Source organism: Enterococcus sp. UD-01 (genome assembly GCF_044909655.1).
Classification (GTDB): Bacteria; Bacillota; Bacilli; order Lactobacillales; family Enterococcaceae; genus Enterococcus_L.
This window is the reverse complement of record NZ_JBIYEU010000017.1, coordinates 41070-56199: the sequence shown is the minus strand read 5'-3', so window position 1 is coordinate 56199 and position 15130 is coordinate 41070. Positions and strand designations below refer to the sequence as shown.

Annotated in this window: 8 protein-coding genes, 2 pseudogenes and 1 other annotated feature; of the genes and pseudogenes, 7 read left to right on the top strand and 3 right to left on the bottom strand. The window is 39.1% G+C overall.

Annotated features, from left to right (window positions below; translation table 11 throughout):
• Positions 1–17: 17 nt before the first annotated feature.
• From ABH902_RS13030 to ABH902_RS13020, 3 genes are all read right to left on the bottom strand, one after another.
• The gene (locus ABH902_RS13030) at positions 18–1277 is read right to left on the bottom strand and encodes a cytochrome P450 (RefSeq protein WP_404591389.1); all 1260 of its coding nucleotides are present in this window, start codon (positions 1275–1277) and stop codon (positions 18–20) included.
• 180 nt (positions 1278–1457) lie between these two features.
• Positions 1458–2483 (bottom strand): DUF4097 family beta strand repeat-containing protein, encoded by a 1026-nt coding sequence (locus ABH902_RS13025; protein WP_404591387.1) that lies wholly within the window; start codon positions 2481–2483, stop codon positions 1458–1460.
• Position 2484: 1 nt separating this feature from the next.
• Complete coding sequence (locus tag ABH902_RS13020) at positions 2485–3147, bottom strand: DUF1700 domain-containing protein (RefSeq protein ID WP_404591385.1); 663 nt, start codon at positions 3145–3147, stop codon at positions 2485–2487.
• Between the two features lie 359 nt (positions 3148–3506).
• Here ABH902_RS13020 and ABH902_RS13015 point away from each other — a divergent pair.
• The 7 genes and pseudogenes from ABH902_RS13015 to ABH902_RS12985 all read left to right on the top strand — a co-directional run.
• Positions 3507–4901: pseudogene (locus ABH902_RS13015) on the top strand (LysM peptidoglycan-binding domain-containing protein); the annotation flags it as partial.
• 129 nt (positions 4902–5030) lie between these two features.
• A pseudogene (locus ABH902_RS13010) lies at positions 5031–5135 on the top strand (LysM peptidoglycan-binding domain-containing protein); the annotation flags it as partial.
• A 117-nt stretch (positions 5136–5252) separates the two neighbouring features.
• Complete coding sequence (locus ABH902_RS13005) at positions 5253–5576, top strand: LysM peptidoglycan-binding domain-containing protein (RefSeq protein WP_404591429.1); 324 nt, start codon at positions 5253–5255, stop codon at positions 5574–5576.
• Between the two features lie 47 nt (positions 5577–5623).
• Positions 5624–5843: a binding site (T-box leader), on the top strand.
• 61 nt (positions 5844–5904) lie between these two features.
• Positions 5905–8418 carry a leucine--tRNA ligase gene (leuS, locus tag ABH902_RS13000; protein WP_404591383.1) on the top strand — a complete coding sequence of 838 codons (2514 nt, stop codon included), beginning with the start codon at positions 5905–5907 and terminating at the stop codon, positions 8416–8418.
• Positions 8419–8533: 115 nt separating this feature from the next.
• A complete protein-coding gene (gene fosX, locus ABH902_RS12995) occupies positions 8534–8929 on the top strand; it encodes a FosX/FosE/FosI family fosfomycin resistance hydrolase (protein ID WP_404591381.1) in 396 nt (131 codons plus the stop codon).
• A gap of 391 nt (positions 8930–9320) precedes the next feature.
• Entirely contained in the window at positions 9321–10910 is a 1590-nt protein-coding gene (gene abc-f / locus ABH902_RS12990; protein ID WP_404591379.1) for a ribosomal protection-like ABC-F family protein, read from the top strand.
• 242 nt (positions 10911–11152) lie between these two features.
• Positions 11153–15007, top strand: a complete 3855-nt coding sequence (locus tag ABH902_RS12985; protein ID WP_404591377.1) for a bacterial Ig-like domain-containing protein — start codon at positions 11153–11155, stop codon at positions 15005–15007.
• The last annotated feature ends 123 nt before the right edge of the window (positions 15008–15130 follow it).

The following is a 15130-nucleotide window of genomic DNA, read 5'->3' as shown; positions in this document are numbered from 1 at the left end:
GCAAACGAGAGAAAGACTTATTCCTTATATAAAAGCGCCTTGCTTTTCGGGAAAGTTGGAAACTGATTTAATGGAACTTCCCAATCCTGTTCTGGAATTGAAAAAGTAAAGTGATTCACCAGCTGATCGGAAAATACTCGTAAGCTATGCAGGGTAATCCATTCGCCGGCACAGCGGTGCATGCTGCGGAAATCGCCGCCGCCTTGAGCGATCATTTCATATTCTTCGTCATATGAAATCTCTTTTGTCCGCCCAACAAAACGATCAATCATAAAGGAATCCGGCTGTTCAAACGTCCGAGGATCATGATCGGAACCATACAGATCCAAAACTACCCAGCTATCTTTAGGAATGGCATAGCCATCTACTTCAACGCCGCGCAATGAAATCGCCGGCAGCATTGGAAAAAATGGATAGTAACGGCGCATTTCTTGAATAAAGGCATCCTGTAAGGTTGAGAAATGCTCTTTTAATTGCTGGTAAAGATCGTTTCTACTGAAAAGGGCGTGACCCATAAGCGCTGCCCAGACTGTTAAAGCAACAGTCGGACGAATAATGTTTAATAGTTCAACCGCTGCTGTTTCGATCGGTAAAGGATCGCCTGTTAAGGTTTGCGCATTGGCAAAGGTATAAAGAGCGCGGTCCGCTTTTTCAGGAACCGGATTTTCTCTGGCTTCCTTGATTAAGCTTTGTGCCCATTTTTCGGATTTTTTCCGATTTTCCACTCCTTTAAATTGATTTGTGAGGGAAGGAGAAGTGGCGCTGATCATTGAAATTTGGTAATCAGCTAATTCATTGATTTCAGCCTCACTCATATGAGTAAGATTAATACCGGACCATTCACAGATTGAGGTGAAAAAGACCCATTTGGCTAAATCGAACAACTCAAAAGTACCGTGCTGCTCTGTTAAGGCTGCCGATAAATTGCGGTCTAAAATCTGCCGATATTCTTCCATTCGATTTGGAGACATCAAGTGCATAAAGTAACTTTTCCGGTGCTGATGTTCTTTGCCGTCCAAGGTTTGTACGCCGCCCTCACCAAAAAGTGTTTTTAAAACGATTTTTGGCATAGCACCTTGGCGTTTGAAATTTTTGGGATCGTAAAAAACTTTGGCTGCTTCTTTTCCATAGATAGCGATAATTTCCTGATTGAAGAACTTACCTTTGACAACAGGTGCCTGAACCTCTTCTCGCAGCTTGCCTAATAAGGTATAGCCGGCATTTAACAGGTCTTTAATGTCCGTTAATTTGATAGTTGTTTCTGGGATCTCTTTCATAGCAATGATTCTCCTTTGACTAAATTTATTCACGTTAATTTTATTGTAGTCGCTCTGAGAATTTTTTCCCAATGATAACGCTGAACCTTGTAACAGCAAGGTTTAAACAAAAAATGACTACCACGCTTCCGCAGGAATATCGGAGGTATGGTAGTCAGTGCTTTATTTTTAAGTTTTTAATTAATCATCTTCATATTCTGAAGGACCGTCAATAGTGATATCACCATATTTTGTTTTTAAATTCATACTATTGCTTTCTTTTCCTTGTTTATAGCTTGTACGATTTTTACCGAAAATAGAGCAGTCGCCCATATGAGTTTCCGCGGTAATAGCTGTATTGTACAAGATTTCGTCTGGATAAATTTGGATATCTCCTTGTTTTAATTCGACAGCCAGTTTTTTGGGAATTTCTGTTCCGTACAATTCGAAGTCGCCATTGACACTTTTAACAGTTGCTTCGCCTTTGATATCCGTTGTATAAATATCGCCATTTGTACTTTCAATACTAACATTCCCTTTTGTTCGTTCTAATGTAATATCTCCATCTCTTGAAAGAACAGACCAGTTAGAGGAAGTGAAATCTGAAACTCTGACATCTCCGCTTTTCGTTGAAAAGGTGCTTTTTTCGATTTTGGCTTCGCCATAAATGGATATACTACCATAGTCACTATGAATCGTTGCTTCTTTTGCGTTCAAATTACCAAAAGAAAGATCGGCATTCGTCATTTTAATAGTTAAGTTTTCAATAGTAAGATCGGAAAGATCAACGTTTCCACTAGCGTCACCGGAAATCACTAATTTTTCCGTATTCTCCGGAATCACTACACTGGTACTAGTGCCACGATCGAAGACATTAAATTGAATAAAATCCTGCTCTTTTTTCGTTTGCGACGTTTTGATTGTCGCGGTTAACTTGTCACTTTCTTCTTTCACGGATAAAGAACCTTTTAGAGAGGAAGATAAATAATTCTTAGTATTCAGTTTGATTTTATTTGAATTATCAGAATAAACCTTAATATAATCCGCATTTCCAGAAAGATTTAAATGCACTTCTTTAATGGCTTGTTTATTTTTAATCGTATATTGTTCTTTTTTTACTTCGGTCATAGAATGCTCCGCGCGTCGGAAAAAAGTTATGCTGCCGATGCCGCCGATAATCATTGCCAAAACACCGACAGTTAGAAAAAAGGCTGTTGTTTTTTTCATATTAAATCTCTCCCCTTAAAACGCGAATATTCCACTGCAGATAAAGCTTCAACAGTTTGCCGAAAAATTTCGTTAATGGAACCAAAATCACTAAACCAATAATGCCGGCGCCTGAAAGGAAGATACTTAAAAATAACTGGAACATAGACGCATCATTCATTCCAGCTAAAACTGAAACCCCACCCAAAATAGGTGAAAATAGAAAAGCAAGAGCTGCTAGCCAGCCACCGAAAAAGCACATAATAATAGCAAAGATAATCCAAATCATTAATAGAAAGTTTAATGAAAGAATCCCAATAATTTGGCAAAAGCGGACAAAAGGACCATGCTGCGGCCGTTCATAGGCTTGCGTTGCATCATCATAAGGATGTTCATAAGCAGCATTATCGGAAAAATCATAGTCAGCAGTAGGAGCCGGCGGAATTTCCTGCCAGCCGTCAATTCCCAATTTTTTTTCAGGAACCGATATGTCAAACTCGTGTAAGATTTCTTCTGCGATGCTTCTAGGCTTACCCAAACTTTTAGCTATTTCTTCTTCTGTTTCGCCAGCAGCTACGCGCTCGTCAAATAGTGTTTCGTATTTATTTAAGACTTGTATTTGCTGCTGAGCAGAAAGAGGTTTTAAGTAAATTTTTAATTCAATTAAAAAGTGCTCTTTATTCATTTTTTTCCCCCATTTCATCTATCAATCCTGTTTTCTACACTTTTCACTATAATTTTTTTTTAGAAGAATAACAAGAGCTTAAGGGAAAAATCAGCCTAAGGTAAAGGGAACTATCAGACTTGAGACCTAGTGGAAAACAGCTGTATTTTACTTTAGAATGACTAGCTATTTAGCATTAAAATAAGCAAAATAATTGGATAATTTATTTTAAATCAAAAACATTATATAAAGAAAGAAATTTTTTACATATATTTTTAAGTATTTAAACAGATTAAATTAAAAAATATTTCAATTTTCTTTAATAAAGGGTATACTATAACTTAAAGATAACTTTTTTAGAAAAATTTGGAGGATGTATCATGGATAAGTACAGAATATCGAGAAAAGAGCGAAGGAAAGCGGAACAAAGCAAGCTAGCCTACGGTCAGCTGAAAAAAGGGACAACGGTCCTTAGTTCAGCGGTTGTAGTTTCATCGATTGCCGCTCCAATTGCTGCTCCTAAGATAGCCGAAGCGGCAGAAGAACAACCAACTGCTGAAATCAGTTACTCAGATACGACACATACACAGAATGCCCAAGATGTAACGGGTACTTCGAACGATTCGATTGATACTCAAACAACTGCTGATGAAGAGCCGACAAGCGACACTTCTTCTGAAGTACAAGAGCCATCAGAATCAAATACATCAGAAACAATTCAAAGTACAGAGCCGACTGAAACAGCTGACAGTACTGCAACAACGGATACCAAAGCAACTGAAGCTTCTGCTTCCACGGAACTAAAAGCCCGTTCTTCCATTTCAACGTTTTCTGCTGCGACAAGAAATATTACACCTAGTGCATTTATTTCAGAGATTGCCGGACATGCCAGCACAGCAGCGGCCGCTAGTGATCTGTATGCTTCTGTAATGATCGCTCAAGCAATCCTTGAAAGTGACTGGGGTAGAAGTACTCTTTCTGCAGCACCTAATTATAATTTATTTGGGATTAAAGGCAGCTACCAAGGTCAGTCTGTTTATATGAAAACCTGGGAAGTAATTAATGGTCAAAACGTTTATATTGATGCAGCGTTTAGAAAGTATCCATCACCATTAGAATCGTTTTATGATAATGCCTATGTATTAAAAAATACATCATTCCAATCAGGCGTTTATTATTATGCGGGAACTTGGAAAAGCAATACGCGCTCTTATAAGGATGCAACAGCCTGCTTAACAGGACGCTATGCCACTGATCCAAACTATGGCACGAAATTGAATAACATTATTGAATCGTATGGCTTAACACAATATGACACGCCTGCTTCTGGAAGTAATTCAGGAAGCAATAACAGCGGCAATACAAATACCGGCAATACTACAAATACAAACACTGGTAGCAACAGTAGCTCCAACACATACCACACTGTAAAAGCCGGTGACAGCTTATGGGCTTTAGCTTCTAAGTATGGTACAACGATTGCCAACATTAAAAGCTGGAATAATCTTTCAAGTGATATGATTTATGTAGGGCAAAAATTAATTGTTAAAAAAGGCTCTACCAGCAACAGCGGAAGCAGCACTAACAATAGCTCAAATAATTCATCCAGCAATAACAATAGTAGCAGCTCTAACACTACTAGCGGCTCCAATACGTACTACACAGTAAAATCTGGAGATTCGCTATGGGCAATCTCAAATGCGAATGGTGTTAGTATAGCAAACTTGCGTCAATGGAATAATTTAAGCGGCGATATTATTTATCCAGGGCAAAAGCTAATTGTTAAAAAAGGCGCCAGCAGCTCGAATAATTCAAATAACTCAAGCAATAATACTAGTAGTTCATCATCAAACAATAATAATTCAAGTAATACAAGCTCAACTAATTCATACTACACGGTAAAATCCGGTGATTCTTTATGGGCGATTGCCAATGCGAATGGCACAAGTATAGCGAATCTGCGTCAATGGAACAGCCTAAGCGGCGATATTATTTATCCAGGGCAAAAACTAATCGTTAAAAAAGGCTCTGGTAGCTCTAATAGTTCAAGCAGCTCAAGCAATACAAGCAGCGGTTCGACGAATAACGCCAATACTTCAGCTTCAAATGCAAGTGCTTCTTACACGGTGAAATCTGGTGATTCCCTATGGGCGATAGCCAATGCAAACGGAGTGAGCGTAGCGAATCTGCGTCAATGGAACAGCTTAAGTGGCGATATCATTTATCCGGGACAAAAATTAGTTGTGAAAAAAGGCGGCAGCACCAACAGCTCTGCAGGCTCTTCTTCAAGTCAAAGTAGTAGCCAATCCGGTAAAACGCATGTAGTCAAGAGCGGTAATACATTATGGGGCTTGGCGCAACAATACGGCACCAGCGTTCAAAAACTAAAACAGCTAAACAATTTAGCCAGTGATATTATTTACATTGGTCAAACGTTAAAAGTTAAATAAAACGATTGATATTCATTAGGAAGTTTGGTAGTATGAGAACACAATAGATGAATACAGTGAGAAGGAATAGTAGAAAGAACCATGTTTTAGAGAGCGTATGGCTGGTGAAAATACGTACAGAAGCTTTCGAACTCGCCTTTGAGTTATTTTGCTGAACGAGCTTTTGCTTTATTAGGCAGAATCGGCGGCGGCCGTTGTCACGCTGAGGCTTGTTTTTGACAAGCGAAATTAGGTGGTACCACGTTGTAGTAAGCATACGTCCTATAGGAAGTTTTCCTATAGGGCGTTTTTTATTGTTAAACAAATCGAAATAAGGAGCGAAAGACCAATGAGTTACGATCACAAGCAAATTGAAAAAAAATGGCAGAAATATTGGGCAAAGCACAACAGCTTTATCACACATGATGATCCAAATAAAGAAAAATTCTATGCACTGGATATGTTTCCTTATCCTTCAGGTCAAGGCTTACACGTAGGCCATCCAGAAGGCTACACAGCAACGGATATTTTATCGCGGATGAAAAGAAGTCAAGGCTATAGCGTGCTACATCCAATGGGCTGGGATGCATTCGGCTTGCCGGCAGAGCAATATGCGTTGGATACAGGCAATGATCCTGCCGAGTTTACCAAAAAAAATATCGAGACCTTCAAACGTCAGATCAACTCATTAGGCTTTAGCTATGACTGGAATCGTGAAATCAACACGACAGATCCTGAATATTATAAATGGACTCAATGGATTTTCACTAAACTATATGAACACGGCTTAGCTTATGAAGCGGAAGTTGCCGTTAACTGGGTACCAGAATTAGGAACCGTTATTTCAAATGAAGAAGTGATTGATGGGAAAAGTGAACGTGGCGGTTATGATGTAATTAGAAAGCCGATGCGTCAATGGATGCTTAAAATTACTGCTTATGCGGATCGTTTATTGGACGATTTAGAGCTAGTGGACTGGCCGGAAAATATCAAGGATATGCAACGCAACTGGATCGGTCGTTCTGAAGGAGCGAATGTGACCTTTAAGGTGAAAGACAGTGACGAAACAATTACCGTCTTTACTACACGTGCCGATACATTATTTGGCGCTTCTTACCTAGTTCTTGCACCCGAGCTAAAACTTGTTGATACGATCACTACACCGGAGCAAAAAGCAGCTATTGAAGCCTATCAAGCAGAAGTAAGTAAAAAATCAGACTTGGACCGTACCGATTTATCAAAAACAAAAACAGGTGCCTTTACAGGTGCTTACGCTATTAATCCGGTAAACGGCAAAGAAATTCCGATTTGGATTGCCGACTATGTACTAGGCAGCTATGGTACTGGTGCAGTAATGGCGGTTCCTGCTCATGATGAAAGAGACTTTGAATTTGCAGAAAAATTCGGCATTGAAAAAATTCAAGTTATTGACGGCGGCGACATTACGAAAGAAGCTTATTCCGGCGATGGTGTCCATATTAACTCTGGCTTCCTAGATGGCTTAAACAAAGAAGCGGCCAATGAAAAGATGTACCAATGGCTGGAAGAAAATAATTGCGGAAAAAGAGAGGTTACGTACCGTTTACGTGACTGGCTGTTCTCACGCCAACGTTACTGGGGCGAACCGATTCCTGTGATTCATTGGGAAGATGGGACAACAACGACAGTACCTGAGTCAGAATTGCCGCTACGTCTGCCGAAAACAGATGATATCAAACCAAGCGGAACAGGGGAATCACCACTTGCCAACATTACCGACTGGATCAATGTAGTCGATCCTGAAACCGGGAAAAAAGGCAAGCGCGAGACTAACACTATGCCGCAGTGGGCAGGTAGCTCATGGTATCACTTGCGCTATATCGATCCCCATAACAAAAAAGAATTAGCCGATTATAAGAAATTAGAGCGCTGGTTGCCGGTTGATATTTATATTGGCGGTGCAGAGCATGCGGTACTTCATTTATTATATGCACGCTTCTGGCACAAATTCTTATACGATATCGGTGTTGTACCTACCAAAGAACCATACCAAAAATTATTCAATCAAGGAATGATTCTAGGACAAAGCTTCCGTGACAGCCGCGGAGCACTTGTTCCAACTAACATGGTTGAAAAGCGTGACGGGCAATGGGTCAACAGCGAAACAGGCGAAGTCTTGGAAGAAGCACCGGCTAAAATGAGTAAATCATTGAAAAATGTGGTGAATCCGGATGATGTCATTGACAAATACGGAGCAGATACCTTAAGAATGTATGAAATGTTTATGGGACCATTAGATGCTTCGATTGCTTGGAGTGAAAATGGTCTTGAAGGCAGCCGGAAATTCTTGGAACGAGTATGGCGCCTAATTGTCGATGAAAACGGCAAGCTTCGTGACCGCATTACTACCATTAATGATGGAAAATTAACGAAAGTGTATCATCAAACGGTTAAAAAAGTGACCGAGGACATGGAAAATCTGCACTTTAATACAGCTATTTCTCAAATGATGGTCTTTGTAAATGAAGCAAACAAAGCAGACAGCCTGCCTTATGAATATATTGCCGGATTTGTACAGCTTTTAGCACCAATAGCTCCTCACGTTGGCGAAGAGCTATGGTCAATTTTAGGGCATGATGAAAGCTTAACTAACGCTCCATGGCCAATTTATGATGAAGCTGCTTTGGTTGAAGAAGAAGTTGAAGTGGTTTTTCAGGTCAATGGGAAAGTACGTGCCAAATTAAATGTAGCGCGCGGCTTGGACAAACAAGAGCTCGAAGAAAAAGCCTTGGCAGCTGCTGAAATTCAATCTTTTATTGAAGGCAAAACTGTCCGCAAAGTCATCGTGGTTCCAGATAAATTAGTTAATATTGTAGCAAATTAAAAAAATTGCTGGGGGTCTTGTCTTTTAAGACTTCCGGCTTTTTTGTTTAAAGTATCTTTAGTAGAATTTGTTATAATTATCAAGCGTTTATTTAATGAATACTTGGAGGAAGCTTATGCTTAGTCATTTAACTTTTATTGTTCACGATCTGAAGAAAGCGACATTGTTTTTTGAAACAATTTTCGGTGCAAAAGAAGTTTATTCCAGCGGTGAAGAACAATTTTCAATTGCTGCTGAAAAATTCTTTTTAATAGATGATCTTTGGATTGCTATTATGCAGGGAGAAGCGTTGCCTACCAAAACGTATAATCATGTCGCTTTTAAAATACAGGAAAGTGAGTATGATATCTATTTATCTAAAATTGAACAGCTCGGCCTAGAAATTAAAGCTGGACGTGAAAGAATAGCAGGTGAAGGCCATTCAATCTATTTTTATGATTTTGACAATCATCTTTTTGAGTTACATACGGGTACTTTGTGTGAACGCCTAAAAAAATACAATGCTTTGTAACTATGGGAATTTACAGGTATGCAGCTAATATGCTACAATGAAAAAAATAGTAAAGGTGGTGAATAAGTACGATGGTCAACATGTCAAAAATAACAGCAGGCTTTTCTTATGTCATTGAGTTTCTGGCTTTTTGTCATGTCATTATTTCCAATTTTTCATTCCAAGGGACAAGTGTGTCTAAAATAGGATGATTAATTAAATAAAACAGACCATTCAGACTTATTTACTTTGGAATCGTTATATATAAAATAACGATGCGTTGATTTTGTCTTTACTTATACACCCGTTTAAAAGTAGATGATATGAAGGTTGAACAAGTCCATATTGTTCAGCTTTTTTGTGCTACCTTTGAAATCAATAGGTTGATCTGTCTGAATGGCAGGAGGAAATTATGCTAGTACAATTACAAAAAGTGACTCAAAGCTATGGCGGTGTGCCGCTGTTTGAAGAGGTAAGCTTACAAATTAATCCGGGAGAAAGAATTGGGTTAATCGGCACCAATGGCTCAGGGAAATCTACGCTTTTGAACCTTATAATGGGTGCTGAGAATAGTCAATCCGGAACAGTTAGCCGCAAGAAAAATAGTTCTATCGGTTATTTAGCGCAAATGCCTGTCGCAAACGAACAGCTTGTTAGAGAGTATTTGTTGGAAACCTTTATTGAATTACGCAAAATTCAAGCGCAACTTCATATTTTAGAAAGGAAGCTAACCGAAGGAGAGGATTTGGAAAAAAAATTGCTTCGTTATGGAGAAAAGCAAGAAGAATTTTTGCAAGCAGGCGGTTATGAGATGGAAAGTCGCTTAGAAATGATTACTAACGGCTTACAGATTCAACATTTGCTGGAGAAAAAGCTGCTTGATTTAAGTGGCGGTGAATTAACAATTATTGGATTAGCCAGATTGTTGCTGCAGGAAAATGAACTGGTGCTGTTGGACGAACCGACCAATCACTTGGACGCTCAACGAATTGCTTGGCTGGAAGGGTTCTTAACTCATACAAAAATGGCGTATTTAATTGTGTCTCATGATCGCTTATTTTTAGACAATACGGTAGAGAAAATTTTTGAACTAGAGGATGGGCGTCTTTTGGAATATAAAGGCAATTATTCGGACTATAAGCAGCAAAAAACAGAGCGGCTGGAGCGCTTACGCAAGGATTATCAAGAGCAGCAAAAAGAAATAAAAAAGCTGCGGCTGGCTATCCGGCGTTTCCGACAATGGGGCAATGAAGGAGATAATGAAAAGTTCTTCAAAAAAGCGAAGCAGCTGGAAAAACGTTTAGAAAAAATGCAGAGAATAGGGAAGCCTAAAGATGATAAGACTAAAATGGGGGATCGTTTCAAAGAAACAGAGCGTTCCGGCAAGGAAGTCCTGCAGTTCAAACGAGTAAGTAAAAGCTATGGAGAGCAGCAGCTTTTCGAGCAAGTTCATCTTTCTTTATTCTGGCAGGAGCAAGCAGCGATTATCGGCGAGAATGGGGCTGGAAAAAGCACGCTGATGAAGCTTGCTTTAGGGTTAGAGCAGCCGGATGAAGGCGAGATCAAACAAGGAACAAGGCTACGCATAGGTTACCTTGCTCAAGTGATTGATTATCCTAAACCGCAGCGAACTGTTTTGGAAGTATTTAGTGACGCCTGTTCGTTATCGGAACAAGAGAGTCGGCGGATTTTAGCAAATTATTCATTTTACAGAGATGATGTGAGCAAGCAAGTCCGGTTTTTAAGCGGAGGGGAAAAAATTCGTTTGGAGTTGGCTAAGCTGATGCAAAATGAAGTTAACTTTTTATTATTGGATGAACCGACCAATCATCTGGACATTGAAGCAAGAGAAGAAATTGAAGAAATCTTAGAACGTTATACAGGAACGTTATTAGTAGTTTCTCACGATCGATTTTTCCTGCAGAAAATGTTTCAAACTTTTCTAGTGATAGAACGAAAGCAGATCGTTAAGAAAATAGGCGAATACACTCAATTGAAGTAAAGGATTAGACTATAAACTATAAAATAAATGGGAACATAGAAGATGTTCCTATTTATTTTTTGATCATTTTATGTAAAAATAGTATGGTTGATTAATTAAAATTTCATAATTTCGTTTTTTAATTACAGTTTGATTAAAGCGAAAGATATTTTTATTTTGGAAATATTACAAAAAGATTTTATTTATATTTATACAAAAGGTATAATGGAGAACTGAAGTAGAAGTGAAAGTGAGGAAAAAGTGTGCAGAAACAGCATATAATTGGGGGATTGTTGGGATTAATTGCTCTATTGGTGATGAGTGCTACCGGAGCTAAAACAGCCTTTGCAGAAACCTATAACGGCGTGAGAAATGTTGAAAAAACAGTGGTGGTTAAACCGAGAGGGAATCCTACTGAAACAAAAAATATCGAAAATAGATCTTATGAACATAGTGCCTATGAAGCAACAGGAATCTTTTTATATGCGGGAGAAGAATTGGAAATCGTTATGGATGAAACGCCAGAGGATCTTCAATTACGAGTAGGTCAATGGGGCACCTATGAGAATGTTCCTTATATTACGAATGTATCAAATGTTTTTGGTAATGGTACACGTACTGTTACTAGAGGAGTAACTCGGTTTAAACGAGAGGATACAGGCGGCATGGTTTATCTGGTCAATTATTCAAAGACTAAGACAGAAACGGTTAAGATTAGAGGCGGTGTAAATGTTCCTCATTTTATTGATGGGGTTACGTCCGATGAGGAGTTTCTTGACCAATTAGCAACATATAAAGATGTTCCTTTTATGCAAATTGAATCTGACTGGGTTCTTGCAACTGTCCGAATAGATCGAGCTGAAAACATTATGATGAAAAAAGGTCAAGCTCGCAAATTTATTAATATGGCATCTAAAACAGCCAGAATAGTAAGTGAAGTAGCCGGATTTTCAGAAGATGGGATTGGTTTGAACAAAAAATCTCTGCAAAGAATTCATATTGAGAATCCAACTAAGGGTGCTGGCTCTTTATATGCAACTAGCAATTATCTTGGAATTCACAGTGGGACTACAAAAGATCAAGAAATTTTTAATACTAGTGGTAATTACCCAGAGTGGGGTCTAAGTCATGAAATGGGGCATACTTACCAAGATAAAAATTACAATTGGGCAAATATGGGTGAAGTTACGGTAAATATTTATTCAGTGTATGTGCAAAAATTCTGGGATGTTGGTGCAGCTGATCGATATGATGCTGTAAATAGCAGTAATGGCGCTCGTAAATCAGTGAAAAGATTCTTTGACGAAGTGGCTGCTGATCCGACATTCACCTTTGATCAAGATCCTTCCAGAGCACCCAAGGACTATTATTTTGCTGATCTTGGTTTGTTTATGACACTGCCTAGAGTTTTTGGCTATGATTTTTATAGAATATTAAGTCAAAATTATAGGGCGTTGCCGGAAAATGAGAAACCGGGAAGCGACTTACAAAAGAAACAGATGTTCATTATTATGACTTCTCTAACTGCGAAAAGAAATTTATTGCCGTATTTTGATCATTGGCGTTTTACAGTAACAGATGAAACTAGAGAGAAAATGAAGGCTTTGAATTTACCACCTTTAGAAAAAGATATTTGGCAAGATATCTTTGCAACCGAAGAGGAAGAGAAGGCCGGTACGTATAGAATTCTTGATAGTATGAGCAATTATACTGTACCGGTGGGTGAGTTAAAAGATACGACAATGTCGCTTCCTTTTGAGGATATTTATAATATTGATGCATTGGGTACCGTGGTAAAACGTGTATACTCAATGCCAATTGATAGCCCTACGCGGATCGTTTCAGGCGATGCACTTAGTTCTGGCGTAAGCTTTGGAGAAAACCAAGGAGCAATTACTATCCAAAATGATGCTGGTATTAATAATAAATTATTATTCCCGATTAACATAACACCAGGGAATTCATATGTTATGACCGGTCAAAGAGGACGTTACGCGGTTCTTGGCTATGACAGCAGTACGAAAAAGCTGGTATCCAAAGGAAGCACAGATAAGATATTAGAAAATATACCCAATAATACGTATCCTAAAGTTAAAATTTATAATAAAGATATGAGTACGGTAAAAAAAGAAATCACTGGTCTGGGCAGCACACGGGGAACAGAGATTTCAGGCGCGTTGGATGGTTTTTCGGTAGAGGTAGGCGATATCATAGAATTGTATCATAAAGAATCCTCTAAACGAGTGTATCGTTACAAAGACGGCAACAAATTAACGACCAATAAAGATACTTACTATTATAAAGTACTGGATAATTACTGGACAGAGGTCGCTGATCCTCACGATCAATCGCTAGTTCAAGTGAAAGACACAACGATTACGGCAGGAGATACGTGGAAGGCTTCTGATAATTTAGTTTTAGCGACAGATAAAGATGGAAAGAATTTGACCGCCGAGGAGTTAACAATCGAAGGGATCGTTGATATTAATGTTCCCGGAGAATATGAAATTAAGTATACGGTCGGAAGCTTAACTGAAATAGCCAAAGTAACGGTTTTAGATGATAAAAGTAGTATAGAGGTACAGGATAGTAGTATTGTTGCTGGCGATAGCTGGACCGCAGCTGATAACTTTGTGGCGGCGACGGACAAGGATGGTAATAGTATTGGTTTAGCTGATTTGACAGTAGAAGATACTGTCGATGTAACGCATCCTGGAGAATACACCGTAACCTTTACAAACAGAAGGGTAAAAGAAACGGCAAAAGTAACCGTTGTCGCTGATCAAACCAGCTTAGAGGTGAAGGATACAAATATCGTTGTGGGTGACAGCTGGAAAGCTGAGGATAATTTTGTATCTGCAACCGATAAGTATGGGCAAACAGTAGCGTTTGCTGCGATTGAAGTGACAGATGCCGTGGATACGACTCAGCCGAATGAATACAGAATCACCTATAAGAATGGTTTGCTTGTAAAAACAGCCAAAGTCACTGTACGAGCGGATCTTACCAGCTTAAAAGTAAAAAATCTTAATTTAACAATTGGCGATAGCTGGACGGCGGCGGATAACTTTGTATCTGCAACAGACAAAGATGGAAATAGCGTGCTGTTCAAAGATATAGTAGTAGAAGGAACTGTTGATACAAGTCAATTAGGGGTATATGAGGTTAAGTATACGAATAGTTCGCTGACAGAAGTAGCGAAAGTGACTGTCTTAAATCAAGTAATTGACCAAACCGACTTAGTTGTGAAGGATAGCAGCATAAGTGTAGGCGAACGTTGGACCGCAGCCGACAACTTTATTTCAGCACTAGATAAAGACGGCAATAAGCTGGCTCTTGAAGATATTGAAGTAGTGGGCACTGTAGATGCGGCTACGCCGGGAGAATATACCATTATTTTCAGAAATGGACAACTGGAGAAGACTGCAAAAGTCACAGTATTGCCAGTTAAAGTTGACCAAAGTACATTGAATGTTAAAAATACTAAGCTGACCGTTGGACGTAAGTGGACGGCGGCTGATAATTTCATATCCGCAACGGATAAGGATGGAAAGGCGCTATTGCTCGAAGACATTCAAGTAGAAGGTAGTGTAGACAGCTCACAACCAAGTATGCATAATATAACTTTTACAAACGGTACGCTGAAAAAAACAGTGACTGTCACAGTGGTTCCTGCTGTCATTGATCGAACGAGCTTGGAGGTTCAGGATGTAGCATTAATTGTCGGTGAAACTTGGACACCGGAGCTAGGCTTGGTTTCTGCGACAAATAAAGATGGAAAAGCACTTGGAACAGCTGATTTGCTTATTGAAGGAACGGTTGATGTGAACCATATCGGCACCTATAATGTGACGTATACGAACGGCGCACTACACAAAACGATTGCTGTGACAGTATTATCAGCGCAAAATGATCAACTAAGCGGAGTGCAGGCCGCTGATACAAATTACAGTCAAATGAACGCTGCATCAACGGCTGAAGAGCAGAGTGATCCAAGTAAAAAACTTCCAGCAACGGGTGAAAAAGCAAGTTATGTTATTTTACTGATGGGCTTGTTGACTATTCTTTTCGGTTCAAGAAAGCTGAAGCAGTTAGCGAAAAGTGATAACGAAAACTAATGCACTAATTTGAGTACAGGGTTGATGGAAAAAAGAAAAAAGCGTAGGTAACTGCGCTTTTTTCCTATTAAAAACGTCCAGATTCTAGCAATAATTGTGCTGGCGTAAGTGAATTTTATGTTA